Origin of the sequence: Microtetraspora malaysiensis (assembly GCF_001528665.1) — a bacterium.
Lineage (GTDB): Bacteria > Actinomycetota > Actinomycetes > Streptosporangiales > Streptosporangiaceae > Microtetraspora_A > Microtetraspora_A malaysiensis.
The window spans coordinates 222,043-246,992 of the sequence record NZ_BBYJ01000011.1 but is presented as its reverse complement, the minus strand read 5'-3'; the positions used below and the strand labels follow the sequence as shown (position 1 = coordinate 246,992).

The following is a 24,950-nucleotide window of genomic DNA, read 5'->3' as shown; positions in this document are numbered from 1 at the left end:
GACTACTCGACGTCCGTGAGCACCAGCTCAATGGCGTCGGTACGGTCGCGCAGCGCCGAGAGCCGGTCATTGATCTCGGCGAGCTGCCGTCCGATGTCCTCTTGGGAGGCGGCGACGGACTCGGCGATCTGTCTGTACTCCGCCTCGCGTGCCAGCTGAGCCTTGGCCCGCCAGGAGATGGCGAATTGCCAGATGACCGTGACGATTACGGCGGTGATCAGGACGAACACGCCGATGGTGCCGATGACTTCCTGCCACTCATGCTCGTTCATCGCTCCGAGCCCTTCTCGGTGGTCAGCGTCTGTGCCGCGTCCAGGATGAGCTCCGGCGTCAGGTGGATCGAGAACCTGCGTAGCTCGTAATACTTCATTGCCTTTCCTTCTTCCGACAGCTCCAGCTGCGAGGAAACCAGGCCCGCGGCCTCCAGCTTCTTCAGGTGGACCTGGAGCAGCGCCCTGCTGATGCCGAGCTCACGCGCCAGTCGGCTCACGTAGTTCCGGCCGCCTGCGAGGGCCGCGATGACGCGCAGCCGGTGCGGGCTGGACAGGGTGGCCAACACCCGCACCAGATCGTCTCCCGTCGTCGCGGGATCACTCACCTCAACCTCCAGCACATGCCAATGAACATTAGCAGGTGCCTAGAAATGATTTGTTTTCGTTCAGAACCCCGCGCGACGTGGCGTTCGCCTCCGCGCTGCGCATTCTCGGCGATCGCCGGCAGCTCGGCCGCGCCGCACCCAGGCGCCCGGCGACGGCGATCCGAGCGGGGGCCGTCCAGCCGGGCCCCGCAACACGCCCCCGAACCAATTGAGATGTTGATAACATCCGAATTCTTCGAACATCTTGAGTCGTGGAGGGAATCTGATGGCGACCCGGCACCTGTACGTGGTCCGGCACGGCGCGGCGGACGCGTTCGGAGAGCTGACCGACATCGGACAGCGGCAGACGGAGCTGCTCGCCGAGCGCCTGGCCCACCTGCCGGTCGACGCCGTGTGGCATTCGGCGCTGCCCCGGGCCGTGCGGTCGGCGCGGATCATCGGCGAGCACCTGCGCGGCGTGCCCGTACGGGAGGCGGCCGAGTTGATCGACCACGTCCCGCACGTGCCGGCGCAGGCGCCGCCGGCGTGGGCCGGGTTCTTCGACGGGTACGACCCCGCCGAGGCGGCCGAGGGGGAGCGGCTCGCGGACGCGCTGACCGGCCGGTTCGCGCGCCCCGCCGAGAGCGAGACGCACGAGGTCCTGGTCACCCACGCCTACCAGGTGGCCTGGCTGGTGCGGCACGCCCTGGACGCGGCGATGACGGCGATCGAGTACTACGACGGCGCGGCGCCGGCGCTGCTGCTGTACAACGACATGGGCCATCTGCCGCCGGACCTGCGCTGGACCGGGTTCGGCCCCGGGGTCCGGCCCTGAGGCACGTGATCCGCGGCCGGTCAGTCGCGACGGAGCGCGGCGTGGGCGTCGCGCAGCCGCTGGGCCTCCCCGCGCGCTGACCGGTCGCCCGAGGCGTCGTCCGCCCAGGCGAGCAACCGGTGCAGGTGGGCGCCAGCCGCTCCTGTGGCGGCGCGGGGGCGGCCGAGCGCCACCTCGCCGCTGGTCCCGTCGATGGTGATGGTGGTGCCCTCACCGAGGGTGCGCCCGCCCACTCTGATCGAGGTGTCGTCGACGGTGAGGTCCACGGCTCCGACCACCGCCGGTTTGCCCATCGTGCGGGCGACGACCGCGGCGTGGCTGGCCGGCCCGCCGCGCGCGGTCAGGACGCCTGTCGCGGCGGCCAGACCGCGCATGTCGTGCGGGGACGTCTCCGGCCGTACCAGGACGACCGGGCCGTCGGCGGCCATGCGCACCGCGGCGTCGGCCGTGGTCGCGATCCGGCCGGCCGCGACGCCGGGGCAGGCGCCCACGCCCCGGGTGAGGACGTCGACGTCCGGCGCCGCCACGATGCGGAGCGTGCGCGCGTGCTCCAGGTGATGCGGCGAGACCCGCAGCAGCGCCTCGCCGCGGGTGAGCACGCCCTCGTCGGCGAGGTCGGTGGCCACGCGCACGGTCGCCGCGCCGGTGAACCGGCCGGGGCGGACCTGGAGGAACCACAGCTCGCCGGCCTGGAAGGTGAACTCGACGTAGCACGCGTCGCGGTAGTGGTCCTCGATCCGGCGCAGGGCGTCGAGCAGGCCGGCCCACACGGCGGGTTCGCGGTCGGCGAGCGCACGCAGGGGCAGGGTGGGGGCGCGGCCCGAGACGACGTCCTCCCCCTGGCGTTCGAACAGAACGTCGCCGAACGGGACGTTCTCGCCGGTGTTGGGGTCGCGGCTGAACGCGACACCGGTGCCGCTGCGCCCGTCGCGGTTGCCGAACACCATCGTCTGCACGATCGCGGCCGTGCCGAGGTCGTCCGCGATGCCGTGGAGTCGGCGGTAGGTCCGCGCGCGCGGCGTGTTCCACGAGGAGAAGACGGTCCGCACCGCCAGCGTCAACTGGTCGGCGGCGGCGTCGGGGATGGCCGCGCCGGTGTTTGCGGGCGGCGTGTCCGCGGGCGGGATATCGACGTCGGTTCCGGTCAGCGCGGAGGCGAAGCTGGACAGGAGCCGGCGCCGGGAGGCCGTCGCGAACCGGGGGTCGCCGGTCTCGGCCGCCAGCGCGGCGGTCGCCTCGGTCGTCAGGCCCAGGTTGAGGACGGTGCTCATCATGCCCGGCATCGACACGCCGGCCCCGGAGCGGACCGACACCGCCAGGGGCCTGTCGCCTCCCCCGAACCGGCGGCCGGTCCGGGTCTCCAGGTCGGCCGTGGCGGCCCGCAGTTCCTCGGCGAGCCCGGTCGGGAAGCTCCCGGTACGCAGGAACTCGCGGCAGGCCGGCGTCGTGACGACGAACCCGGCGGGCACCGGCAGTCCGAGCCGGTGGAGCAGCACGAGGCCGTGCGCCTTGGAGCCGAGGACATCGGGGGTCTCCGCGACCCGTGCGGAGACCGGGCGCACCCATCTCATCGGGGGATTCCCAGGGTGGCGAGCAGGTCCTCGTGCAGCTCGGCCCACACCGTGTGGTACGACGCGGTGTCGTCGGTCACCCGTCCCAGTTCACCTGCGGTGGCGCGGCCGAGGGCCTCGGTGAGGCGGGCCGGGTAGCGGGCGAACCGCGGCAGGACCGCGGACAGTTCGCCACAGACGGGGGCGAGGCGCCGGTCCAGGTCGGCGAAAAGGTCCAGGACGCGTGCGTCGTAGGACGGGTCGTCGTGCTTGTTGACCGTGGGGACGCCGTCGACGGTGCGCAACTGCCAGGCCGTGCACAGGTCGAGCAGTTCCGGGTTGAGTTCGAGGAAGCGCTCGTACCCCGCGGTCACCGCGGGGCGGGCGCCGGCCGTCTCCAGCTCATCGGTGATCCGCCGGGCGTCCTCGGCGCGGCCGGACTCGGTCAGGCCCCACGCGCCGGACAGTCGGGTGACGTGGCCGGCCACCGCCAGGTCGATCAGTTCGGACTCGACCGTGGGCTCGTCCAGCGCCGTGGCCGCCGCCACGCGGGCCACCCCGCAGTAGCCGCAGCAGCGCAGGGTGTGGAGGACCAGCAGGTCGATCCCGGTCTCGATCGGCCGAGTCATGCGTCGGCCCTCCCCTTCCGGGAGTCGGCCAGTGAGTCGGCCGGTGAGTCGGCCGGTGAGTCGGCCGGTGCGGCACCGGCCGCCGAGACGGCAGCCACTGAGACGGCGGCGCCCCGTCCGGCGGCCCGTACGACGATCGCGCCGCCCTGGACGCGCACCGCCGTCTCGGTCTCGTCGTCGACGCCGGTCAGGCCGAGGGCCGACGCCACGAGCCCGCCGTCGTCGACGACCAGCCGCAGGGACGACCAGGCGTCGGCGGGGAACACGCCGCGCAGGCAGGTGAGCAGGTCACGGACGCGCAGCCGGACGAGCCGGCCGGTCTCGGCGGGGTCGTCCGTGACGGCGACGACCGTGACCCGCTCACCGGGGCGGGCGGAGCGGACGGTTTCCTCCGCGGCGCCGAGGCGGCGTGCGCCGAGCACGGTCACCAGGCCGTCGGCGGCGAGGTCGACCGGGTCGCCGGTGATCTGGTCGGGCAGACCGGCGGGCGGGGTCCAGGACTCGTGGCGCGGTTCCGTGGGTTCGACATAGGGCGCGTGCGCCGGTGCCCACGTGTCGGCGAGGTCGAGCCCGGCCAGATGCCGGCAGGCGCGCACCCGGTCGAAGGGATCGCCGAAGCCGGGCGCCGTCTCGGCCAGGGCGCCCGCCCCGCCGAGCAGGGTCAGCACCAGTTCGGCCAGGCGGACCCGCCGCCCGGGCACCGGGTCATGGGACTCCAACCCGACGGCCAGCAGCAGCGCCTCCAGGCGGGCGAGCTGGGCGAGCACGGCCCGGCCTCGATCGTCGTCCACGACCCCGGCGAGCGAGCGCAGCCGCAACCGGCCGCCGGGCGCGTCCTCGTCGGCCAAGGGCAGCCGGTCCAGCCACGTCCGGGCGAACTCGCCCAGCGCGTCCTCCAGGGACACCGGCGGCCGCGCGGGCTCCACCGTGGCCGTCTCCTCGACCATCGCGACGAGCACCGCCAGGTAGAGCGCGCGTTTGCTCGGGAAGTTCGAGTACACCGCGCCCCGGGTCAGCTCGGCCCGCTCGGCGATCCGGTCGACCTTGGCCGGGGTGTAGCCGCGTTGGACGAACTCCTCCCGCGCCGCCGCCAGCACCGCCGACCGCGTGCGCTCCTGCTGCTGGGCCCGCGTCAGCCGCGCCATCGCCGCCCCCTCGTCCACCATGATCGAAATGTCCTCATAATCCAGATGACACTATCATCCGAATCCTTGCCCCCCTCCCCCGCCCGGGCGGGGGAGGTCAGCCGAACCAGCCGGGGATGTCGAGACGGAAGGCGTCGTGCGGCGTGACCCGCCGCAGGTCGGCCTCCAGGGCGCGCAGCCGGTCCTCCCCCAGCGTCGCGGCCCAGCCCGCCCGCAGCTCGTCGAAGATCCGCGCCGACCTCGCCAGGGCGTCCAGGCCGCGCGGCGTCAGCCGTACGATCTTGCGCCGCGTGTCGCGCGGGTCGCGGGCGCGCTCGACGTAGCCGAGGCGCTCCAGCGTCTCGACGGTCTTGCCGGCGGCCTGCTTGGAGACTCCGAGGGTGCGGCCGAGCTCGACGGCGGTGGTGCCGTCCACGCCGATCGCCTGCATGACGAATCCGTGCATCGGCCGTACGTCGGGATGCCCCTGCCGGGCGAGCTCGGCGTGCAGCGCGTCGATGAGAGTGCGAAAGCCCAGGAAGAGCCGCAGCGGCAGCTCGAAGCCGGGAGGGTCGTTTGACACGATAGACAACCAGGTTCACTATTTAGACAACGTAGTTGCCTATCTTAGGAGATACCTGCCATGCCCGTCATCCGTGCCGATGAAGCTCGCAGGACCAGCACGCCCAACGGCGTCATGACCACGCTCGCCTCGCCCTCCCAGGGCGGCGCAGGCCAGGCCATGTGGCGCGTGGACATGCCGGCCGGCTCCGTCGGCCCCCTGCACGTGTTCGACACCGAGCAGATCTGGACCCTGCTGTCCGGCGGCTGCACGGTCGACCTTGGCGGCGAGAAGACGACCGCCGCCTCGGGCGACACGATCGTGCTGCCCGCCGACGTGGCCCGGCAGATCTTCGCCGACACCTCCGACGGCTTCGCCGCCATCGTCACCGCGCCGGCGGGAAGTCGCGCCTACAACCCCGGCGGCGTCACGGCCGCCGACGCGTGCGACATCGCCCCCAAGGACGCCGAGCGGATCGTGCCGCCCTGGATCGCCTGACCGCCTCCCCGCCGCAGGTCCCCGGCCTCGCCCCCGCACGCCCCCGACGGTACGTGCGGGGGCGATCCCCTAGGGCCGCCCCTCCCACGCGTCACCGAGCAGGTGGGCGACCACGTCGGCCGCTCCGTACCCTTCGGGCAGGTCGCCGAGGAAGTCCAGATCCTGGCCGAGCGTGAGCAGGGCCGGCTCCGCGTAGCCGTCCGGCCGGTGCTGCCCGAGGCCGATGGCGGCGACCAGGCCGTTGCACACGCACCGCCGCCCGTCCGTCTCCTCCGGCTGCCCTCCCTTACGCAGGTAGGCGTCCACCGGCTCGGCCGGGCAGCGGAAGCCCACCCCGCCCTCGGGCCGCACGTACGGAGTGCGCAGGTGGCCGAGGTCGCACAGCCGGGGCCGCCGCTCGTAGACCTCCGGCTCGGCCACGGTCTCCTCCAGCCCGGCCACCTTGAACGGGAACCCGGCCGGCGAGGCACGCGGGTCGTTGCGCACCCGCAGCCCGCCCGCCCGGGCCCGCTCCAGCAGCCGCCGCCGCTCCTTGTCGTCCAGCCCCGACTCGCGGCACAGCGCGAACGCCGTCCCCACCTGGACGCCCGCCGCGCCCGCGGCCCGCGCCCGCACCAGCCCGTCCCGGCTCGCGTACCCACCGGCCAGCCAGAACGGCAGGCCCAGCGCGGCCACCTTTCCCAGGTTCACCTCGTCGCGCGGGCCGTACACCGGCTGCTCGCTCTCGTCCAGCCGCATCCGCCCGCGCGGCGGCGCGCTGTGCCCGCCCGCCACCGGCGTCTCCACCACGAACCCGTCCGGCCGGGTCTCCGGCGTACGCGCGAGATAGCCGGCGAGCACGTCGGAGGACACGATCGCCAGCAGCCGCGGCCGCTTCAGCGGCTCCGGCGCCCGCCCGAGCAGCGCGACCGGGTCGACGCCGACCGCGTGCCGCTCCCCCGACTCGGCTCCCGCCACCGTGACCGAGACCTCGGCCGGCAGGTGCGCGGCGAGCCGGTCGAGCAGCCGCGGGATCTGCGACGGGATGCCCGCCCCCATCAGCACGTAGTCGACGCCCGCGAGCATCGCCCCGTACGCCGCCGCGGGCGTCGCCATCTGGATCTTCTCCAGATAGTTGATCCCGATCAGGCCGCCGCCCTGCCGGGCCAGGTACACCTCGGCGAAGTTGGCCACCACGGCCAGCTCGTCGCGCGCCCGGTTCGGGCGCAGGCCGAGCCGGGGCACCGGCCGGTACGGCGCGCCGGGCCCGATCCCGCCGCGCACGTAGTACCTGGCCAGGATCCGCTCGCTGAGCGCGGGAACGGGGAACGCGGCCAGCGCCGCGCGCAGATGCCCTCCCGGGTCGCCGTCCTGGAGCCGCCGGGCCAGCGTGACGTCGAGCGCCACCCCGGACACCACGCCGAGCTGACCGGTCCGGGCGACGGCCCGCGCCAGCCGCCACCCGGACACGCCTACTCCCATGCCTCCCTGGATGAGCGCGGGCAGCCCACCCTCGGACACGGCCGACGCGGACGGGACCGGGCCGTGAACCGGCCGCTCGGCGATGGTCAAGGGGAGAACCTCCTGCTCGGCGGCGCGCCGGACCCGTGCGCGGCCCGGACACGTCAATGGATGCGGGACGAGTCAACCGCCACCCGGCGATCTCCCTGTAGTGACCAAAGTCCCGAGAGACCGGGCCCGCCGTCACATCAGTACCGCACCGTCACTCCAATCCGTACGGTTTATCACTCTCCGTGACGGAGCATCCCTGATGTGACCAAAGGGAACGGGGAGTGGAGCCATGGCGGGGATCGACGGGCCGGTGAGCGACGCCCTCGTACGGCTCGGCCGCTACCTCCACCCCGGGACCGTCTCCCCCGACCTGCGCAGCCTCCACCAGGTGGGCAAGCGCCAGGGCGACGCCTTCTACCGCGACCGGTGGAGCCATGACAAGGTCGTCCGCTCCACACACGGGGTGAACTGCACGGGCTCCTGCTCCTGGAAGGTCTTCGTCAAGGACGGGATCATCACGTGGGAGACGCAGCAGACGGACTACCCCAGCGTGGGCCCGGACCGTCCCGAGTACGAGCCGCGAGGGTGTCCCCGGGGCGCCGCCTTCTCCTGGTACACCTACTCGCCGACCCGGGTCCGCTTCCCGTACGCCCGGGGCGCGCTGGTCGAGCTGTACCGGGAGGCGCGCGCCCGGCTGGGTGACCCGGTCGCGGCGTGGGCGGAGGTCGTCTCCGACCCCGAGCGGCGGCGCCGGTACCAGTCGGTGCGGGGCCGCGGCGGCCTGATCCGGATCGGCTGGGACGAGGCCACGGAGATGATCGCCGCCGCGCACGTCCACACCATCGCGACCCACGGCCCCGACCGGATCGCCGGGTTCACCCCGATCCCGGCCTTCTCCATGGCCTCCTACGCGGCCGGATCCCGCTTCATCTCGCTCATCGGCGGCGCGATGCTGTCGTTCTACGACTGGTACGCGGACCTGCCGGTGGCCTCGCCGCAGGTGTTCGGCGACCAGACCGACGTGCCGGAGTCGGCGGACTGGTGGGACGCGGCCTATCTGATGCTGTGGGGGTCGAACGTCCCGGTCACCCGCACCCCGGACGCGCACTACATGGCCGAAGCCCGCTACCGGGGCCAGAAGGTCGTCGTACTGTCCCCCGACTACAGCGACGCGGCCAAGTTCGCCGACGAGTGGCTGGCCCCCACCCCCGGCACCGACGGCGCCCTGGCCATGGCCATGGGACACGTCATCCTCACCGAGTTCTTCGTCCGGCGCCCCACCCCGTACTTCACGGCGTACGTGAAGCGATTCACCGACCTGCCGTTCCTGGTCCGGCTGCGCGAACGGGACGGCATCCACATCCCGGACAAGTTCCTCACCGCCGCCGACCTGGGCGAGCAGGGAGAGGAGGCGGCGTTCAAGACCGTCCTGCTCGACGAGCGCACCGGCGAACCGGTCGTGCCGGGCGGCTCCCTCGGCTTCCGGTACTCCGCCGACGGCGAGGGCCGCTGGAACCTCGACCTCGGCGACGTCGACCCCGCCCTCACCCTGTCCGGCGGCTCGGCCGCCGAGGTCGCGCTGCCGCGCTTCGACCGGCCCGACGGCGCGGTGCTGCGCCGCGGCGTCCCGGCGCGGCGCGTCGGCGGCCACCTGGTCACCACCGTCTTCGACCTGCTGCTCGCCCAGTACGGCGTGGCCCGGCCGGGCCTGCCCGGGCGATGGCCGTCCGGCTACGACGACACGGCCGAGCCGTACACGCCGGCGTGGCAGGAGGCGATCACCTCGGTCCCGGCGGAGAAAGCGGCCAGGATCGCCCGGGAATTCGCCGCCAACGCCGAGGAGTCACACGGCCGATCAATGATCATCATGGGGGCGGGGACCAACCACTGGTTCCACTCCGACACCATCTACCGCGCCTTCCTGGCGATGCTGACCCTCACCGGATGCCAGGGCGTCAACGGCGGCGGCTGGGCGCACTACGTCGGCCAGGAGAAGACCCGCCCGCTCACCGGCTGGACCCAGCTCGCGCACGGCCTCGACTGGTCCCGCCCACCCCGCCAGATGATCGGCACCGCGTACTGGTACCTGCACACCGACCAGTGGCGCTACGACACCTACTCCGCCGACGTCCTGGCCTCACCCCTCGGCGACGGCGCCTTCACCGGCCGCGCCACCGCCGACCTCGTCGCCCAGTCCGCGCGGCTGGGCTGGATGCCCTCCTACCCCACCTTCGACCGCAACCCCCTGGACCTGGCGGATGAGGCGGAAGCCGCGGGCCAGGACGCCGAACCGTACGTTGTGGAGCAGATCCGCGCCGGCCGGCTCGGCTTCGCCTGCGAGGACCCCGACGCCCCACGCAACTGGCCGCGCGTCCTGACCGTCTGGCGGGCCAACCTGCTCGGCTCCTCCGCCAAGGGCGACGAGTACTTCCTCAAACACCTGCTCGGCACCGGCTCGTCCGTACGCGCACGGGAGGCCGCACCGGAGCGGCGGCCGCGCGGCGTCGTCTGGCGGGACGAGGCGCCGTGCGGGAAGCTCGACCTGCTCGTGTCACTGGACTTCCGGATGACCTCGACCACGCTGTTCAGCGACATCGTGCTCCCGGCCGCCACCTGGTACGAGAAGTACGACCTGTCCTCCACCGACATGCACCCGTTCGTCCACGCGTTCACCCCGGCGATCGACCCGCCCTGGCAGGCGCGCACCGACGTCGCCGCCTTCCACGCCATCGCCGAGACGTTCAGCACGCTGGCCGCGCCACGGCTGGGCGTCCGCCGCGACATCGTCGCCGCGCCGCTCACCCACGACACCCCGGACGAACTCGCGACCCCGCACGGAAGGGTGCGCGACTGGCGCGAGACCGGCGAGCCGCCCGTCCCCGGCCGCACCTTCCCCACGATCGTCACCGTCGAGCGGGACTACGGCGCGGTCGCGGACAAGCTGGCCGCCCTCGGCCCGCTCCTGGACCGGCACGGCGCGGCCACCAAAGGCGTGACGTTCGACGTCCGCGACGAGGTCGCCTGGCTGCTCGCCCAGAACGGCGCCGCCCGCGGCGGCGCGGCGGCCGGCCGCCCCTCCCTGGCCACCGACAGCCACCTGTGCGAGGCGATCCTCGCCCTGTCCGGCGCCACCAACGGCCGGCTGGCCGCCCAGGGGTTCGCCACGCTGGCCCGCCGTACGGGCACCGACCTGTCGGGACTGGGCGCCGAGCACCGCCGGATCACCTTCGCCGACACCCAGGACCGGCCGGCGCAGGTGATCGCCTCCCCCGAGTGGTCCGGCATCGAGGGCGACGGCCGCAGATACGCCCCGTTCACCATCAACGTGGAACGCCGCAAACCCTGGCACACCCTCACCGGACGGCAGCACTTCCTCCTCGACCACGACTGGATCCAGGAGGCGGGCGAGGCGCTGCCGATCTACCGGCCGCCGCTCAACATGACCGCCATGTTCGGCGAACCCCGCGTCGGCGACGGCGAGGACGGCGGCATCACCGTCCGCTACCTCACACCGCACTCCAAGTGGTCGATCCACTCCGAATACCAGGACAACCTGCTCATGCTCACGCTGTCGCGCGGCGGGCCGACCATCTGGATGAGCCCGCAGGACGCCGCCAGAACCGGCGTCGCCGACAACGACTGGGTGGAGGCGGTCAACCGCAACGGCGTCGTCGTCGCCCGCGCCGTCGTCTCCCACCGCATGCCGGAGGGCACCGTGTACATGCACCACGTCCAGGAACGGGTGGTGGACGTGCCCAAAAGCGAGACCACCGGCAAGCGCGGCGGCATCCACAACTCCCTCACCCGGCTGCTGGTCAAGCCGACCCACCTCATCGGCGGCTACGCCCAGCTCTCGTTCGCGTTCAACTACCTCGGGCCGACCGGGAGCCAGCGCGACGAGGTCACCGTGATCCGGCGGCGGTCGCAGAAGGTCGAGTACTGATGAGCAGGGTCATGGCCCAGATCGCCATGGTGATGAACCTCGACAAATGCATCGGCTGCCACACCTGCTCGGTCACCTGCAAGCAGACATGGACCAACCGGGCCGGCACCGAGTACGTCTGGTTCAACAACGTCGAGACCCGCCCCGGCCTCGGCTACCCGCGCACGTACGAGGACCAGGACACCTGGAAGGGCGGCTGGGAGCTCAACCGCCGGGGGCGGCTGCGCCTGCGGGCCGGAGGACGACTGCGCAAGCTGCTCACCATCTTCGCCAACCCGCTGCTGCCGTCCATCCGGGACTACTACGAGCCCTGGACCTACGACTACGACCGGCTCTTCACCGCGCCCGAGCAGGACGACATCCCGGTCGCCCGCCCGAAATCGCTGCTCACCGGCCAGGACACGACGGTCACCTGGAGCGCGAACTGGGACGACGGCCTGGCCGGCGGCCCCGGCCTCACCCGCTCCGACCCCGCGCTGCGCGCGATGTCCGACCAGGTCAAGCTCGACTTCGAACAGGCCTTCCTCTTCTTCCTGCCGCGCATCTGCGAACACTGCCTGAACCCGTCGTGCGTGGCCTCCTGCCCGTCCGGCGCGCTGTACAAGCGGTCGGAGGACGGCATCGTGCTGGTCGACCAGGACCGGTGCCGGGGCTGGCGGATGTGCGTGACCGGCTGCCCCTACAAGAAGGTCTACTTCAACCACCGCACCGGCAAGGCCGAGAAATGCACCTTCTGCTTCCCCCGCGTCGAGGTCGGCCTGCCCACCGTGTGCTCGGAGACCTGCGTCGGACGGCTGCGCTACCTCGGCGTGCTGCTGTACGACGCCGACCGGGTCACCGAGGCCGCGGCCGTCCCGGACGAGAAGGACCTACTGGAGGCGCACAAGAGCGTGCTGCTGGACCCGCACGACCCGGCGGTGGCGCGGGCCGCCCGCCGGGAGGGCATCCCCGAGGACTGGCTGGAGGCCGCCCGCCGCTCCCCGGTCCACAAACTGATCTTCGAGTTCGGTGTGGCGCTGCCGCTGCGCCCGGAGTTCCGCACCCTGCCGATGGTCTGGTACATCCCGCCCCTGTCCCCGGTCGTGGACGCGCTCGCGGGCACCGGGCACGACGGCGAGAAAGCCGGCAACCTCTTCGGCGCCATCGACGCGCTGCGCATCCCCATCGGCTACCTGGCCGAGCTGTTCACCGCGGGCGACCCGGAACCGGTGCGGGCCGCGCTACGCCGCCTGGCCGCGATGCGCTCCTACATGCGCGACATCAACCTCGGCCGCCCGCCACGCGAGTCCGTCGCCGCGGCCGTGGGGATGACCGGCGAGCGGATCGAGGCGATGCACCGGCTGCTCGCGATCGCCGCCTACGACGAGCGCTACGTCATCCCGACCGCGCACCCCGAGCAGGGGCCCTGGATGGAGGAGCTCGCGACCGGCTGCAGCCTCGACTACGAAGGCGGCCCCGGGATGAGCGGCCCCTTCGGCGAAGCGTCCGGCGAGCCCCCTCCCATCGCGGTCGAGACCTTCCACGCGCTACGGCAGCGGCAGCGGAGCGACGCCCTCCTCCGCCCGGAGGAACGCCGCGAACGGGTCAACCTCCTCAACTGGGACGGCAAGGGACTGCCTGAAGGGCTGTTCCCCAAACGGAAGAAGAAGGACTCATGATCGGACCCGCCGGGCGCGCCACCTCGGGGGACGGCGCGCTGCGCACCGTCCACATGACGGCCTCGATCCTCCTGAGCTACCCCGACGAACGGCTGCCCGCCGCCCGGCCGCTGATCGGCGACTGCCTGGCCGCACTCGCCGCCGCGCCGCGCGCGGACGGGAGCCGGGGCGCGATCGGGGAGGCGGCGGGCCATCTCGCCGCGTTCCTCGCCCACGTGGACGCCACCCCGCTGCCCGAGCTGGCCGCCCACTACGTGGCCGTCTTCGACCTCAAACGCCGATGCTGCCCGTACCTCACCTACTACACCCACGGCGACACCCGCCGACGCGGCATGGCGCTGCTGCGCTTCAACCACGCCTACCGCGCCGCCGGCTACCGGCCGCCCGCCGACGAACTGCCCGACCACCTCGCCGTCGTGTGCGAACTGTCCGGACGCGGCGCCGTCCGCGAGGCCACCCGCCTGCTGCGCGAGCACCACGCCGGCATCCAGGTCCTGCGCCAGGCCCTCCGCGCCGAGGACTCCCCCTACGCCCACATCGTCGCCGCCGTCCTGGCCACCCTCCCGCCACCCGGCCCGCGCGAGCGCGCCGCCGCGCGGCGGCTGGCCGCCGAAGGGCCGCCCGCCGAGGAGGTCGGCCTCGACCCGTACGCGGTCATGGGCGGACCGCTCACCCCGCCGTCGTCGTCGCGCCCGACGGCGACGGGAGAGCCGCGATGACGACCTTGACGACCACCGCGATGACCACCGCGGACGTCCTCCTGTGGGGCGCCTTCCCGTACGTGGCGCTCGCCTCGTTCGTCATCGGCAGCATCTGGCGCTACCGCTACGACAAGTTCGGCTGGACCACCCGCTCCTCCGAGCTCTACGAGCGGCGCCTGCTGCGCGTCGCCAGCCCGCTGTTCCACTTCGGGATCCTCGTCGTCCTGATCGGGCACGTCGTCGGGCTGCTCATCCCGCAGAGCTGGACCGGCGCGATCGGCCTGCCCGAGAACGCCTACCACGTCCTGGCCGTGGCGCTCGGCACCGTCGCCGGCGCCTGCACCCTGATCGGCATCGCGCTCCTGATCTACCGCCGCCGCACGGTCGGCCCGGTCTTCCTCGCCACCACCCGCAACGACAAGCTCATGTACGTCGTGCTCACGCTGACCATCCTGCTCGGGCTGACGGCCACGGTGAACGCGAACATCATCGGCTCCGGCTACAACTACCGGAACACCGTCTCGCCCTGGTTCCGCTCCATCTTCGCCTTCCAGCCCGAGGTGTCGCTGATGGCCGGAGCGCCGCTGGTCTACCACATCCACGCGCTGTGCGCGCTCACGCTGTTCACCATCTGGCCGTACACCCGGCTGGTCCACGTGCTCACCGCGCCGATCGGCTACCTGACCCGGCCCTACATCGTCTACCGCAGCCGCGAACCCGGCGGCCGTCCCGCCCCGCGCGGCTGGGAGCCGACCCGCCCGCCCACCGCCTGATCCGGGCGTCCCCAGGGTGAGCGACATGATCTCCCTCGCGACCACGGCGTCGTCGTCGCCACCTTCGGCGGTTTCAAGGACATCGGCGTCGGCGCGGACGACGCGCGCGAGATGGTGACCGTGGACGGCTCCTGGGAGAGCGCCCGCCCCTACCTCGGCGTCCCGGACGCCTGACCCACCGAGTCCGGGCCCGGGGCGGCGTGCAGGTTCTCCAGCATCCGGCGCAGCATCCCGGCGAGCCCGCGCACCTCCTCCTCAGAGAACCCCGCGAGAAGCCGGACGCTGGCCCGCCCGAACACGGGCGCCAGGCGCGGCACGAGTGCCCGGCCCTCCTCGGTCAGCTCCACGACGATCGAGCGGCGGTCGCCCGCGTTCCGCTGCCGCCTGACCAGCTCCTTGGCCTCGAGGCGGTCGAGCAGCCGCGTCATGCCGGCGGTGTCGGTGCCCAGGTGGGACGCGAGCCGGTTCGGGCTGGTCTCCCCGTGTGCCGCCCGCATCAGGAGCGCCGCCTGCTGGGAGGTGACCCCGTAGGGGGCGAGCATCCCCTCCACCGCCGTGCGCAGGTCGCGCCCCACCTGGTTGATCAGCGAGCCGCCGCCGAGCACGAGTTCGACGGGAACGCCGCCGGGTGATCGATCCTCCATGCCGCAACAATAGCTGTTCCGCCATTTACTGTCGCGACAGTGAAATGCTACGGTGACCGTCCACCGAAAGGACCCACACATGCACGTTGTGATCGTCGGCGGCGGGCTCGGCGGGCTCTGCCTCGCCCAGGGCCTGGCCAAATCCGGCGTCAGCGTCGCCGTCTACGAACGCGACCCCTCGCCTCACGCCCGCGACCAGGGCTGGCGCATCACCCTGAAAGAGGACGGCAGCCGCGCCCTGCGCGAATGCCTCCCCGCCCCGCTCTTCGACCTCTGCGTGACCACCGCCATCCGCCCCGCCACCCGGATGGCATTCCTCGACCACCGGCTCACGCCCGCGTTCACCAAGCCGATCCCCGACCCGCCCGCCGACACCGTCTTCGGGGTCAACCGGCTGACCCTGCGGGAGATCCTCCTCACCGGGCTCGACGTGCGCTTCGGCGCGACCTTCGCCCGCTACAGCCACACCCCGGACGGCCGGGTCCGCGCCCGCTTCGCCGACGGGACCACCGCCCACGCCGATCTGCTCGTCGGGGCGGACGGCACCGGCTCGGCGGTGCGCCGCCTCCTCGTCCCCTACGCCGAGCTCGACGAGATCGGCGGCTTCGTCTACGGACGAACCCCCATCACTCCGGGCCTGCTGCGCGAAGTGCCCGAGATCCTGATCGACAGCTTCAACCGCCTCACCGCCCCCGGCGGCGCCGCGCTGTCCGTCGCCACCTGCCGCCCCCTGCGCACCCCCTCCGAGGCCGCCGCCGCGTACGCACCGGACGCACGGCTCACCGACATCCCCGGCTACTTCGCCTGGACCGTCGCCGGCGACGAGAGGCGGCCGCCCGGCGGCGACGGCTTCCACCACGCCGACGGCCCGACCTTGCACCGCCTGGCCCTGGAGGCGATCCACGCCTTCCACCCCGCGGCCCGCCGGATCGTCCGGGAGGCCGACGCCGCGGCCACGTTCCCGGTGCGGCTGCGCTCGGCCCGGCCCGTCCGCCACTGGGAGACCACGAACGTGACGCTGCTCGGCGACGCGATCCACACCATGTCACCCGGCCGGGGCGAGGGCGCCAACGTCGCGCTCAGGGACGCCGCGCTGCTGCGCCGGGCCGTCACCGCGGCCGCCGCCGGCGCCCCACTGACCGAGACGATCCGGCGCTACGAGACCGACATGCTCGCCTACGGCTTCGCCGCCGTCCGGGCCTCCCTCACCCAGCCGTTCGCCCCGCGCGCCGCACGCGGCCCGGCCCGCCCGTAGCGGCGCCGGGCCGAGAGCCCGTCAGGCGCCGTCCTCCGGTGACGCGGAGCCGACACGGGAACGGACGAACATCTCGACGCCGTCCAGCACCCGCGCCAGGCCGAACTCGAAGGCGTGCTCGGGATTGTAGGGCGCGTTGTGCGCCTCCCCCGCCGCCGCCCCCACCCGCGCCGCGACCGGATAGCGGCGGGGATCCATGACCTTGCTCAGGAACGGGGCGTGCGCCCACCACCACTGCTCGTCGGTCATGCCGGTCAGCCGCTCGACCTGCTCCGCCTCCACCGCGCCCCGGACCGCGCCGTTGACGAACCCGGTCACGAGCGTGACCACCGCGTCCATCTCCGTGTCGCTCAGCCCGATGCCGTCCACCGCGCGCAGCGAGTGGTCGTAGACAGCCGTCACGTTCGGGCCGAGCGGCGGCCGGCTGCTCCCCACCTGCAACATCCACGGATGGCGGTGGTAGAGCGCCTTGTGGTCCCGGGCGATCGCCTCCAGCCGCACCCGCCAGCCGCCGCCCGGCTTCCCGGCCGCGCCGGCCGCCTCCTCGCCGCCGGGCAGGGGCAGCTCGCCGTACACGGTGTCGAGCATGACGTCGATCAGCTCGGCCTTGCCCGGCACGTACGTGTAGAGCGACATCGTGCCGACGCCGAGCCGCTCGGCGACCTTGCGCATGGACAGCGCGGCCAGCCCCTCGGTGTCGGCCACCTCGATCGCCGCGCGCACGATGCGGTCCACGCTCAGGTCCGGCTTGCCCTTGCGGCTGGCCCGCTCCCCCGTCCGCCACAGAAGCGCCAGGCTGCGGGCCGGATCACCCCGGCCGGTGTACTCGGTCGTCATGGTCTGCGAAGTCTACTTCGCCCGCGTACCGTATGGTGTACGGTACGCCGTACAGAAACCCGATCCGAGGAGAAGCCACATGACCTTCGCCGTCGTCGCCGAGACACTGCGCAAGCGGTACGGCGACACCGAGGCCCTCACCGGCCTCGACCTGGCCGTCACCGAGGGCACCCTCCACGGCCTGCTCGGCCCCAACGGCGCGGGCAAGAGCACCGCCGTGCGCATCCTCACCACGCTCCTACGCGCCGACGGCGGCCGCGCCGAGGTGGCCGGCCTCGATGTCGCCACCCGGCCCGCCGAGGTACGCCACCGGATCGGCCTGGTCGGTCAGCACGCGGCGGTGGACGAGGTCCTGACCGGCCGGCAGAACTTGGAGATGTTCGGCCGGCTCCACCACCTCGGCGCCCGCCGCGCCCGCACCCGCGCGCTCGAACTGCTGGAGCGGTTCTCCCTCACCGACGCGGCCGACCGGCCCACCGCCCAGTACTCCGGCGGCATGCGCCGCCGCCTCGACCTCGCCGCCGGCATGATCCTCGTGCCGCCCGTGCTGTTCCTCGACGAGCCCACCACCGGGCTCGACCCACGCGCCCGCACCGAGGTCTGGGATGCCGTCCGCGCCCTCGTCGCCGACGGCACCACCGTGCTGCTCACCACGCAGTACCTCGAGGAGGCCGACCAGCTCGCCTCCCGCGTCTCCGTGATCGACTCAGGCCGCCGCATCGCGGACGGCACCCCCGACGAGCTCAAGGGCATGATCGGCGGCGACCGCCTCGACGTGACCGTGCGCGACCCCCGCGACCTGCCCGCCGCCGCGGCCGCCCTCGCCCGCGTCGCCACCGCCGACCCCGAGGTCGACCCGGACACCCGCCGCGCCAGCGCACCGGTACGCGAACGCGCCGCCGCCCTCACCGAGGTCGTCCGCGCCCTGGACGACGCCGCCGTCACCGCCGAGGACATCGCCGTCCGCCGCCCCACCCTGGACGAGGTCTTCCTCCAGCTCACCGGCAGACGCGCCGACCCCGCCCCCGGCACCACCCCCCGCGGCACGGAGGTGGCCGCCTGATGACCGTCATCCTTCCGCCCGTCCCCCGCACCCCGGCCGCCCGGCTGCGCTGGGCCGCCGCCGACGGCTGGACCATCGCCCGCCGCACCCTCACCCACTGGGGCCGCCGCCCCGGCGAGACCGCCGTCGCCCTCCTGTTCCCCGTCCTGATGGTCCTGATGTTCGGCTACCTCCTCGGCGGCGGCATCCTGATCCCCGGCGGCGGCAACTACCGCGAGTTCCTCCTGCCCGGCATGTTCGCGATGACCATGCTGTTCGGCATCGAGACCACCTTCGCCGCCGTCGCCACCGACGCCGCCAGGGGCGTCACCGACCGGTTCCGCTCCATGCCCATGGCGCCCTCCGCCGTCGTCACCGGCCGCGCCACCGCCGACATGCTGCACTCCGCCCTCGGCCTCGCCGTCGTGATCGGATGCGGCCTCGCTGTCGGCTGGCGATGGCGCGGCGACGTCGCCGACGCCGCACTCGCCCTCGCCCTGCTCCTGCTGCTCCGGCTCGCGTTCCTCTGGATCGGCATCTACCTCGGCCTCCTCGCACGCGGACCCGAGTCACTCGCCGCCGTGCAGCTCCTCGTCTGGCCGGTCGGATTCCTCTCCAACGCGTTCGTCCCGACCGGCACCATGCCGGGCTGGCTCGGCACGCTCGCCGAGTGGAACCCGATCTCGGCCACGGCCACCGCCGCCCGGCACCTGTTCGGCAACCCCGGAACCGGCGACTCCTGGGTCGCCGAACACGCCGTCGCGCTGGCCGTCGCCTGGCCGGCCCTGCTCATCGCGATCTTCTTCCCGCTTTCCGTACGCCGCTACCGGCGGCTCAGCCGCTGACACTCCCGGCCGAACGAGCCACACGGGAGCAGGCGCGGGGACAGCGGAGTCTTCATCGGATTCCTTTCGGCAGGCGGTCACACGTCGCGGCGCTGTACGACGATCAAGGTGGCGACGGCGGCGGCCAGCGGCCAGAGCGCGAAGACGGCCCAGGAGCCGGCCACCGTGGGCAGGGCGGGGTCGTCACGGAGCTGGGGCAGGTGCAGGCAGTTGCGCCAGACGTAGAAGGGAACCAGGGCGAACAGGTCGTTCTGCCACTGGTGGACGGTGGGCTTGAAGAAGGTGGGCACGATGACCAGCGCGGCGCAGACGGTGACGACGGCGGCGGCGGTGTGCCGCACCAGCGCGCCGATGCCCATGCCGACCAGCGCCGACACCGGCGCGAGCAGCGCGTTGGCGGCCAGGACACGCAGCACGCCGGGGTCGCCGAGCGAGGCGGCGACGCCGCGGCCCGACAGGATCGCCTGACTGACGCCGAACGTGCCCGCCGAGATGAGCGTTCCGGTCGCCAGCGTGACGGCGGCGGTGACGGTGAGTTTGGCGGCCACGACGCGGTGGCGGGCCGGGACGGCGGCAAGGGTGGTGCGGATCAGACCGGTGGTGTACTCGCCGACGATGGTCAGGGCCCCGAGGCTGCCCGCGCCGATCACGAGCATGCTGGCGGCCAAGGCGCTGAACGCCTCGTTGAGGGGGGTGAACCTGGCCTTCTCCATCTCGGTGAAGTCGGGCCAGCTGTTGTAGGCGTCCAGACTGCTGTTGGCGGCGAACCCGACGATGGCCAGGGTCCCCAGGCCGATCAGCCAGGACGTCGAGCGCAGGGACCAGAGTTTGATCCATTCGGCGGCGAGCAGATCGCGGAAGCGAGCGGTGGTCATCGCGCGTCACCGACCCGAACATCGGCGCGACAGTCGGCCCGGTAATCAGCGCGGTCGGCGGTCAGCTCCATGAACGCCTGCTCCAGGGAGGCGGTGCGCGGGGCGAGCTCATGCAACATGATCCGGCGCTGATGGGCCAGCTCGCCGATACGGGCCGCGCCCAGCCCGGTCACGGTCAGAACGTCGCCGCCGTCCGGCCGCACGTGCGCACCCTCCAGAGCGAGGACGGCCGCCAGCTCGGCAGAGTCGGGCGTGCGTACCGATACCGAGGCGCCGGTGCCACGGGCGGCGAACACGGCCAGGCTCTCGGCGGCGATCAGCTCGCCACGGCCGATGACGACCAGATGGTCGGCGGTGTTCTCCATCTCGCTCATCAGGTGGCTGGAGACCAGCACGGTCCGTCCTTCGGCGGCCAGGCGGCGGAACAGGCCGCGTATCCAGCGCACGCCCTCGGGGTCCAGGCCGTTGACCGGCTCGTCGAACAGCAGCACGGGCGGGTCGCCCAGCAGGGCGGCGGCGATGCCGAGCCGCTGGCGCATGCCGAGGGAGAACCCGCCGATGCGGCGGCGCGCCACCCCGGCCAGCCCCACCTCCTCCAGCACGTCGGCCACCCGGCGGCGGGGCAGGCCGTTGCCGCGGGCGAGCGCGTACAGATGGGCGGCGGCGGTGCGACCGCCGTGGACGTCACCGGCGTCCAGCAGCGCGCCCACATGACGCAGCCCGGCCCGATGGCGGGCGAAGGAGCGGCCGTCGATGGTGGCGCCCCCCGCGGTGGGGCGGTTCAGGCCGAGAATCATGCGCAGAGTGGTGCTCTTACCGGCGCCGTTCGGGCCGAGGAACCCGGTGACGTGCCCCGGCCGAACGGCGAACGTCAGGTCCCGCACCGCCGTCACCGCGCCGTAGCGCTTGGTCAATCCGTTGACTTCGATCACGTGGTTCACGGTGGCGCAGCGCACAGGTGCGCCACATCTGGCCGCAGGCCGGTTCTCACTGGCCCGCGGGCATACGCCTGCGGGCCGATGCTCCATCCACGATCAGCTCACTACGATCGACCAGGTGCGCGACACAACGCCCATACCGCCGCCTTGGTCGCGGTTGCCCCCGGGCGTGCGGAGGCTGCTCACCTGGTGCGGCATCGCGGCCCTGGCGCCACCGCTGTGGGCCATGACGCTGAGCCAGGGCGAAAGCCTCCTCCCGGTGGGCGCGGCCCATGCGGCGTTCACCACCGCGACGGCCGTCCCCCTGGCCTGGGCACGGCAACGGCCGGCCCTGGTGCTCGCGATCCAATTGGCCGAAATCGTCGCGGTGACCGCGCTGGGACAGCCGGCGCAGTGGATCTGGCCGCTCTTCCCCGCGTCCGACGTCCTGGTCTGCCTCCTCACCGCCACCCGGTCGCGCCGCGCGGGCCTGACCGCGGCGGGCGCCACGCTGATCGTGCAGCAGACGAGCCGGCAGGTGGATCTGCTGCACCTCGGCCTGCGTTCCTGGGCACCCGGCTTCCTCGCGCTGTCGGTCCTGCTCGGCCTGGGCGTCCTGGTCGCCTGGATGGCCGGAATGGTCATCCGGCAGCGGCGCGAGTACGACCTTGCGCTGCGCGCGCACGCCGAGGCCCGGGCCGTCACCGACGAGCGGCTGCGCATCGCCCGCGAACTGCACGACATGGTCGCGCACAACATCGGCGTCATCGCCATCCAGGCCGGCGCGGGCGCTCGCGTGATCGACAGCCGCCCGGAGCAGGCGCGCGAGACGCTGACCACGATCGAGGCCACCAGCAGACAGACCTTGAAGGGCCTACGGCACCTGCTCGGCGTGCTCCGCGAGACCGAGCACGGGCACCCCGGCGCGCCGCCTGCCCCGGCCCCTCCCGCAGCGCTGTCAGACGTCGACCGGCTGGTCGAAACGGCCGCGACGGCCGGCCTTCGCGTGGACCTGCGCCGACGCGGTCGACCACACCCCCTGCCCGACGCCGTCGACCGGTCCGCCTTCCGCATCATCCAGGAGTCGGTGACCAACGTGCTCCGCCACGCGGACACCGGCCACTGCCAGGTCGTACTCGACTACAGGAGCGAGGAATTGCGCATCAACGTCATCGACGACGGACCCGACGCCGCCACCCCCTCCAGCGCCCCCATCGCCCGCATCGCCCGAGAGGGAAGCGGGCACGGGATCACCGGCATGCGCGAACGGGTCGCCCTGCTGAACGGAGACTTCAGCGCGGGCCCCCGGCCCGACGGCGGCTTCCGCGTCACTGCCCGGCTGCCGCTCACGACCGCCGAGGCGCCGGCCCGGGCCGGCTGGACGGAGGCCCCGTGACGATCCGTGTCGTACTCGCCGACGACCAGCCGCTGATCCGCGCCGGCCTGCGCATGGTCATCGACACCGCCCCCGACGTCGAGGTCGCCGGAGAAGCCGGGACCGGCGCCCAGGCCGTCCAGCTCACCAGGCAGCTGCACCCCGACGTCGTGGTGATGGACATCCGCATGCCCGGCATGGACGGCATCGAAGCCACCCAGACCATCACCGCCGAGTCCCCGAACACCCGCGTGATCATGCTCACCACGTTCGACGACGACGTCTACGCCTCCCTGCGCGCCGGAGCGAGCGGATTCCTGGTCAAGGACATGGCGCTGGAGGACATCCTGTCCGCCGTCCACGTCGTCGCCGCCGGAGACGCCCTGATCGCGCCCAGCGTCACCCGCCGCCTCATCGAGGACTTCACCCGCCGCCCCGCCCCCGCTCCTCAGCCGCGCCGGCTCACAAGCGTCACCGGACGGGAACACGAGGTGCTGACCCTGGTCGGAAGCGGCCTGTCCAACGCCGAGATCGCCACTCGGCTGCACATCAGCCCCGGCACCGCCAAAGTACACGTGGCCAGCCTGCTCACCAAGCTGGGCGCCCGCGACCGAGTACAGCTGGTCATCGCGGCCTACGACGCGGGCCTGGTGTCCCCGTCCCGCTGAACGTGCTCAGGAGGCGCCGCCCTGCGACAGGGAGTCGAGCCAGCGGGTGAGCCGGGCTCCTTCACGGATCATGACGTCCGGGTCGCGCAGGGCGCTGGCCAGCAGGGACATGCCCTGGTAGCCGGCGACCAGGGTGAGCGCCAGGCCGTCCGCGTCAGGCAGACCCAGCTCCCGGAACTGGCGCTCCACCCAGCCCAGCAGAAGACCGATGACCTTGCCCGCCTCCTCATCGAGCCCTCCCTCGGCACGTTTGTCCAGTTCAGCGGCCAGGGTGCCGGTAGGGCAGCCGAAACGGACCGCGACGTCACGCTGCTCCACCCAGGCGGCGACCAGAGCCTTGAGGCGGTGGAGGGGGTCGGGCTGCCGGTCGAGCTCGCCGGTCAGCTCAGCCAGGTGAGCGGCGTGCTCGGCCAGCGCGGCCTGGACCAGCTCGTCCTTGGTCTTGAAGTAGTAGTACACGTTGCCCACCGGCACATCGGCCGCGGCGGCGATGTCGGCGATGGTGGTGCGCTCCACACCCTGCCGATGGAGGACGTCGGCCGCCGCGGCCGTCAACCTCCGCCGCTTGTCAGCCGACCGGGACACCGTTGAGTTAGCCACCTCACTAATGATAAGGGGATACTGGTGGGCTCGCGTATTCAACTGTCGTGTATTGGTCCACCGGCAGCCTCGAACAGTGACTTTGGGTGACGGGGCTGGGGAGCGTTGAGTCCGGGCAAGCGGTGATGTGCTGGTGGAACGACGGCAGGCTTCTGCGGCAGGTGCGCAACGGCTCGCTGTGTGGCTGCTCTGTAGGCTGATCGTGCGATTCGATGAGGGGAGTTCGGGGTGGAGCAGGCGTTGAGCATCGCGGCGGCGCAGCCGAGGTGCACGGCTTACGACGTGACGGCCAACGCGGTGGCTCACGCGGAGGCCGTTCGGGCGGCGGACGCGCGGGTGGTGGTCTTCCCCGAGATGTCGCTGACGGGATACGAGCTGGACGCGGTGCCAGTCGTTCCGGACGATGAACGGCTGGCTCCGATCGTCGCCGCCTGTGCCGAGACCGGGACGCTTGCCCTGGTCGGCGCGCCTGTGCCGGGTCCGCGCATCGGCATCCTGGCTGTGGAGGGAGACGGCGCGCGCGTGGCTTATGGGAAGGTGTACCTTCACGGCAGCGAGGCTGCTCATTTTGTGTCTGGGGAGCCCGCCGTGATCGAAGTGGACGGGTGGCGGCTAGGGCTTGCCGTCTGCCGCGACACGGGTATCCCCGAGCATGCCGCGAAGACGGCCGCGCTGGGCATCGACGGGTACGTGGCTGGGGTTGTCCACGCCGATCACGAGGCTAAGGTCCACGGCGAGCGAGCCCGCCGGGTCGCCGCCGACCACGGTGTATGGGTCGCCACGGCGGCCTTCGCAGGTCCGACCGGTGGCGGCTTCGATCGCACGTCCGGCCGTTCGGGCATCTGGTCCGCCGACGGGGAACTGGTCGCGGAGGCGAGCGCCGCCCCCGATGAGATTGCGCGGGCGGTTTTCATCAAATGAGTCCGAGCCGGAGCGCGGGAGCCGCGACTGACAGATGACAGAGGGCTCTCGTGCTCAACTGTCGTGTGTTGTCAGTGCTGTTGACGTGGCAGTGACTTTCCGTGCTCTCCGGGGGCGTATCGGCTCCCGGCGTGGTACTCGCCGCGTCCTACCTCGGCTTCCTCGCGGCCACCTCACTGGGACACGGCTGGAGTGCCCCGGCCGTCGCCACGGTGTCCGTGGTCTGCACCATCGGCGAGATCATCTATGCCGGCAGCGCCACCGCGCTCGTCACCGCCCTCGCCCCGGCCCATCTCCTGGGACGCGCCCTCGCCCGCTTCCAGCTCTCCACGGGCTTCGGCCTCGCCGTCTCCCCGGCGGTCATCACCGCTCTCGCCTCCCGCGGCTCGGCCGCCCTCTGGGGCAGCCTCGCCGCTGCGACGCTTCTGTCCGCCTCCGCCGTTGCCACCGAGAAGGATCAAGGAACACACGACCTGACCGACATCGAGAGCCGCCGCGACTCCCAGGCTCCGGCCGCCTTCGAATCTGGCCGCCGGAACAGCGGACACGTCGCCCTGATGCGGGCCGCCGGGGCGACGCAACGCGCTCACCCGCGGGGTCGATGATGGGAGAAGGGCCACAACGGCACGG

At 72.7% G+C, this 24,950-nt stretch carries 25 protein-coding genes; 13 read left to right on the top strand and 12 right to left on the bottom strand.

What is annotated here, in order from left to right; translation table 11 throughout:
- Positions 1-2 precede the first annotated feature (2 nt).
- A complete protein-coding gene (locus tag AWQ71_RS16235; protein ID WP_067133751.1) occupies positions 3-272 on the bottom strand; it encodes a hypothetical protein in 270 nt (89 codons plus the stop codon).
- On the bottom strand, positions 269-598 hold the full coding sequence (locus tag AWQ71_RS16230; protein ID WP_218001809.1) for an ArsR/SmtB family transcription factor: 330 nt from the start codon (positions 596-598) through the stop codon (positions 269-271). The genes AWQ71_RS16235 and AWQ71_RS16230 overlap by 4 nt, the downstream gene beginning before the upstream one ends.
- A 265-nt stretch (positions 599-863) precedes the next feature.
- On the opposite strand from AWQ71_RS16230, the gene AWQ71_RS16225 reads away from it, so the two are divergent.
- Positions 864-1,412: a histidine phosphatase family protein gene (locus tag AWQ71_RS16225; protein ID WP_067133745.1), complete on the top strand. Its 549-nt coding sequence runs from the start codon at positions 864-866 to the stop codon at positions 1,410-1,412.
- 20 nt (positions 1,413-1,432) lie between these two features.
- Here AWQ71_RS16225 and AWQ71_RS16220 read toward each other — a convergent pair whose 3' ends face one another.
- The 4 genes from AWQ71_RS16220 to AWQ71_RS16205 all read right to left on the bottom strand — a co-directional run bounded on the left by AWQ71_RS16220 (position 1,433) and on the right by AWQ71_RS16205 (position 5,298).
- Positions 1,433-2,983: a pyruvate, phosphate dikinase gene (locus tag AWQ71_RS16220; protein ID WP_067133742.1), complete on the bottom strand. Its 1,551-nt coding sequence runs from the start codon at positions 2,981-2,983 to the stop codon at positions 1,433-1,435.
- The gene (locus AWQ71_RS16215; protein WP_067133739.1) at positions 2,980-3,591 is read right to left on the bottom strand and encodes a transcriptional regulator; all 612 of its coding nucleotides are present in this window, start codon (positions 3,589-3,591) and stop codon (positions 2,980-2,982) included. The genes AWQ71_RS16220 and AWQ71_RS16215 overlap by 4 nt, the downstream gene beginning before the upstream one ends.
- Complete coding sequence (locus AWQ71_RS16210) at positions 3,588-4,757, bottom strand: TetR/AcrR family transcriptional regulator (RefSeq protein WP_245658312.1); 1,170 nt, start codon at positions 4,755-4,757, stop codon at positions 3,588-3,590. Before AWQ71_RS16210 ends, AWQ71_RS16215 begins: the two co-directional genes overlap by 4 nt.
- Positions 4,758-4,833: 76 nt before the next feature.
- Positions 4,834-5,298 carry a MarR family winged helix-turn-helix transcriptional regulator gene (locus AWQ71_RS16205; protein WP_174550711.1) on the bottom strand — a complete coding sequence of 155 codons (465 nt, stop codon included), beginning with the start codon at positions 5,296-5,298 and terminating at the stop codon, positions 4,834-4,836.
- 60 nt (positions 5,299-5,358) lie between these two features.
- On the opposite strand from AWQ71_RS16205, the gene AWQ71_RS16200 reads away from it, so the two are divergent.
- The gene (locus AWQ71_RS16200) at positions 5,359-5,775 is read left to right on the top strand and encodes a cupin domain-containing protein (RefSeq protein WP_067133736.1); all 417 of its coding nucleotides are present in this window, start codon (positions 5,359-5,361) and stop codon (positions 5,773-5,775) included.
- 69 nt (positions 5,776-5,844) lie between these two features.
- On the opposite strand, the gene AWQ71_RS16195 is transcribed toward AWQ71_RS16200, so the two are convergent.
- Entirely contained in the window at positions 5,845-7,326 is a 1,482-nt protein-coding gene (locus AWQ71_RS16195) for a nitronate monooxygenase (protein ID WP_245658311.1), read from the bottom strand.
- 229 nt (positions 7,327-7,555) lie between these two features.
- On the opposite strand from AWQ71_RS16195, the gene AWQ71_RS16190 reads away from it, so the two are divergent.
- From AWQ71_RS16190 to narI, 4 genes are read left to right on the top strand one after another with little or no spacing between them, the layout of a single operon-like run.
- Positions 7,556-11,209, top strand: coding sequence for a nitrate reductase subunit alpha (locus AWQ71_RS16190; protein ID WP_067133733.1), 3,654 nt, complete (start codon positions 7,556-7,558; stop codon positions 11,207-11,209).
- Complete coding sequence (gene narH / locus AWQ71_RS16185) at positions 11,209-12,867, top strand: nitrate reductase subunit beta (protein ID WP_067133730.1); 1,659 nt, start codon at positions 11,209-11,211, stop codon at positions 12,865-12,867. The genes AWQ71_RS16190 and narH overlap by 1 nt, the downstream gene beginning before the upstream one ends.
- Positions 12,864-13,586: a nitrate reductase molybdenum cofactor assembly chaperone gene (gene narJ, locus AWQ71_RS16180; protein ID WP_067133727.1), complete on the top strand. Its 723-nt coding sequence runs from the start codon at positions 12,864-12,866 to the stop codon at positions 13,584-13,586. Before narH ends, narJ begins: the two co-directional genes overlap by 4 nt.
- The gene (narI, locus tag AWQ71_RS16175; RefSeq protein WP_084258934.1) at positions 13,583-14,341 is read left to right on the top strand and encodes a respiratory nitrate reductase subunit gamma; all 759 of its coding nucleotides are present in this window, start codon (positions 13,583-13,585) and stop codon (positions 14,339-14,341) included. The genes narJ and narI overlap by 4 nt, the downstream gene beginning before the upstream one ends.
- A 149-nt stretch (positions 14,342-14,490) precedes the next feature.
- Here the strand turns inward: narI and AWQ71_RS16170 are convergent, their stop codons facing one another.
- Complete coding sequence (locus tag AWQ71_RS16170) at positions 14,491-14,985, bottom strand: MarR family winged helix-turn-helix transcriptional regulator (RefSeq protein WP_067133725.1); 495 nt, start codon at positions 14,983-14,985, stop codon at positions 14,491-14,493.
- 79 nt (positions 14,986-15,064) lie between these two features.
- On the opposite strand from AWQ71_RS16170, the gene AWQ71_RS16165 reads away from it, so the two are divergent.
- Complete coding sequence (locus AWQ71_RS16165) at positions 15,065-16,240, top strand: FAD-dependent oxidoreductase (protein ID WP_067133722.1); 1,176 nt, start codon at positions 15,065-15,067, stop codon at positions 16,238-16,240.
- A gap of 21 nt (positions 16,241-16,261) precedes the next feature.
- On the opposite strand, the gene AWQ71_RS16160 is transcribed toward AWQ71_RS16165, so the two are convergent.
- The gene (locus AWQ71_RS16160; protein WP_067133719.1) at positions 16,262-17,077 is read right to left on the bottom strand and encodes a TetR/AcrR family transcriptional regulator; all 816 of its coding nucleotides are present in this window, start codon (positions 17,075-17,077) and stop codon (positions 16,262-16,264) included.
- Positions 17,078-17,156: 79 nt separating this feature from the next.
- Here AWQ71_RS16160 and AWQ71_RS16155 point away from each other — a divergent pair, with 79 nt between their 5' ends.
- Both AWQ71_RS16155 and AWQ71_RS16150 read left to right on the top strand, forming a co-directional pair.
- Positions 17,157-18,140: an ATP-binding cassette domain-containing protein gene (locus AWQ71_RS16155; RefSeq protein WP_067133716.1), complete on the top strand. Its 984-nt coding sequence runs from the start codon at positions 17,157-17,159 to the stop codon at positions 18,138-18,140.
- A complete protein-coding gene (locus tag AWQ71_RS16150) occupies positions 18,140-18,964 on the top strand; it encodes an ABC transporter permease (RefSeq protein ID WP_067133714.1) in 825 nt (274 codons plus the stop codon). Before AWQ71_RS16155 ends, AWQ71_RS16150 begins: the two co-directional genes overlap by 1 nt.
- 77 nt (positions 18,965-19,041) lie before the next feature.
- Here the strand turns inward: AWQ71_RS16150 and AWQ71_RS16145 are convergent, their stop codons facing one another.
- Entirely contained in the window at positions 19,042-19,839 is a 798-nt protein-coding gene (locus tag AWQ71_RS16145) for an ABC transporter permease subunit (RefSeq protein ID WP_067133711.1), read from the bottom strand.
- The gene (locus tag AWQ71_RS16140) at positions 19,836-20,771 is read right to left on the bottom strand and encodes an ABC transporter ATP-binding protein (protein ID WP_067133892.1); all 936 of its coding nucleotides are present in this window, start codon (positions 20,769-20,771) and stop codon (positions 19,836-19,838) included. The genes AWQ71_RS16145 and AWQ71_RS16140 overlap by 4 nt, the downstream gene beginning before the upstream one ends.
- Before the next feature lie 124 nt (positions 20,772-20,895).
- Here AWQ71_RS16140 and AWQ71_RS16135 point away from each other — a divergent pair, with 124 nt between their 5' ends.
- Positions 20,896-22,152: a sensor histidine kinase gene (locus tag AWQ71_RS16135; RefSeq protein ID WP_218001808.1), complete on the top strand. Its 1,257-nt coding sequence runs from the start codon at positions 20,896-20,898 to the stop codon at positions 22,150-22,152.
- On the top strand, positions 22,149-22,799 hold the full coding sequence (locus tag AWQ71_RS16130) for a response regulator (RefSeq protein WP_067133708.1): 651 nt from the start codon (positions 22,149-22,151) through the stop codon (positions 22,797-22,799). The genes AWQ71_RS16135 and AWQ71_RS16130 overlap by 4 nt, the downstream gene beginning before the upstream one ends.
- A gap of 6 nt (positions 22,800-22,805) precedes the next feature.
- On the opposite strand, the gene AWQ71_RS16125 is transcribed toward AWQ71_RS16130, so the two are convergent.
- Positions 22,806-23,399, bottom strand: a complete 594-nt coding sequence (locus tag AWQ71_RS16125; RefSeq protein ID WP_218001807.1) for a TetR/AcrR family transcriptional regulator — start codon at positions 23,397-23,399, stop codon at positions 22,806-22,808.
- A 228-nt stretch (positions 23,400-23,627) separates the two neighbouring features.
- On the opposite strand from AWQ71_RS16125, the gene AWQ71_RS16120 reads away from it, so the two are divergent.
- Complete coding sequence (locus tag AWQ71_RS16120) at positions 23,628-24,320, top strand: carbon-nitrogen hydrolase family protein (RefSeq protein ID WP_067133705.1); 693 nt, start codon at positions 23,628-23,630, stop codon at positions 24,318-24,320.
- A gap of 131 nt (positions 24,321-24,451) precedes the next feature.
- Complete coding sequence (locus AWQ71_RS16115) at positions 24,452-24,925, top strand: MFS transporter (protein ID WP_218001805.1); 474 nt, start codon at positions 24,452-24,454, stop codon at positions 24,923-24,925.
- The last annotated feature ends 25 nt before the right edge of the window (positions 24,926-24,950 follow it).

Excerpts from the sequence above, each read along its gene's own strand:
- AWQ71_RS16235 (WP_067133751.1), bottom strand. The coding sequence starts at position 272 with ATGAACGAGCATGAGTGGCAGGAAGTCATCGGCACCATCGGCGTGTTC.
- AWQ71_RS16225 (WP_067133745.1), top strand. The coding sequence starts at position 864 with ATGGCGACCCGGCACCTGTACGTGGTCCGGCACGGCGCGGCGGACGCG.
- AWQ71_RS16220 (WP_067133742.1), bottom strand. The coding sequence starts at position 2,983 with ATGAGATGGGTGCGCCCGGTCTCCGCACGGGTCGCGGAGACCCCCGAT.
- AWQ71_RS16215 (WP_067133739.1), bottom strand. The coding sequence starts at position 3,591 with ATGACTCGGCCGATCGAGACCGGGATCGACCTGCTGGTCCTCCACACC.
- AWQ71_RS16210 (WP_245658312.1), bottom strand. The coding sequence starts at position 4,757 with ATGGTGGACGAGGGGGCGGCGATGGCGCGGCTGACGCGGGCCCAGCAG.
- AWQ71_RS16200 (WP_067133736.1), top strand. The coding sequence starts at position 5,359 with ATGCCCGTCATCCGTGCCGATGAAGCTCGCAGGACCAGCACGCCCAAC.
- AWQ71_RS16190 (WP_067133733.1), top strand. The coding sequence starts at position 7,556 with ATGGCGGGGATCGACGGGCCGGTGAGCGACGCCCTCGTACGGCTCGGC.
- narH (WP_067133730.1), top strand. The coding sequence starts at position 11,209 with ATGAGCAGGGTCATGGCCCAGATCGCCATGGTGATGAACCTCGACAAA.
- narJ (WP_067133727.1), top strand. The coding sequence starts at position 12,864 with ATGATCGGACCCGCCGGGCGCGCCACCTCGGGGGACGGCGCGCTGCGC.
- narI (WP_084258934.1), top strand. The coding sequence starts at position 13,583 with ATGACGACCTTGACGACCACCGCGATGACCACCGCGGACGTCCTCCTG.
- AWQ71_RS16170 (WP_067133725.1), bottom strand. The coding sequence starts at position 14,985 with ATGGAGGATCGATCACCCGGCGGCGTTCCCGTCGAACTCGTGCTCGGC.
- AWQ71_RS16165 (WP_067133722.1), top strand. The coding sequence starts at position 15,065 with ATGCACGTTGTGATCGTCGGCGGCGGGCTCGGCGGGCTCTGCCTCGCC.
- AWQ71_RS16160 (WP_067133719.1), bottom strand. The coding sequence starts at position 17,077 with ATGACGACCGAGTACACCGGCCGGGGTGATCCGGCCCGCAGCCTGGCG.
- AWQ71_RS16155 (WP_067133716.1), top strand. The coding sequence starts at position 17,157 with ATGACCTTCGCCGTCGTCGCCGAGACACTGCGCAAGCGGTACGGCGAC.
- AWQ71_RS16150 (WP_067133714.1), top strand. The coding sequence starts at position 18,140 with ATGACCGTCATCCTTCCGCCCGTCCCCCGCACCCCGGCCGCCCGGCTG.
- AWQ71_RS16145 (WP_067133711.1), bottom strand. The coding sequence starts at position 19,839 with ATGACCACCGCTCGCTTCCGCGATCTGCTCGCCGCCGAATGGATCAAA.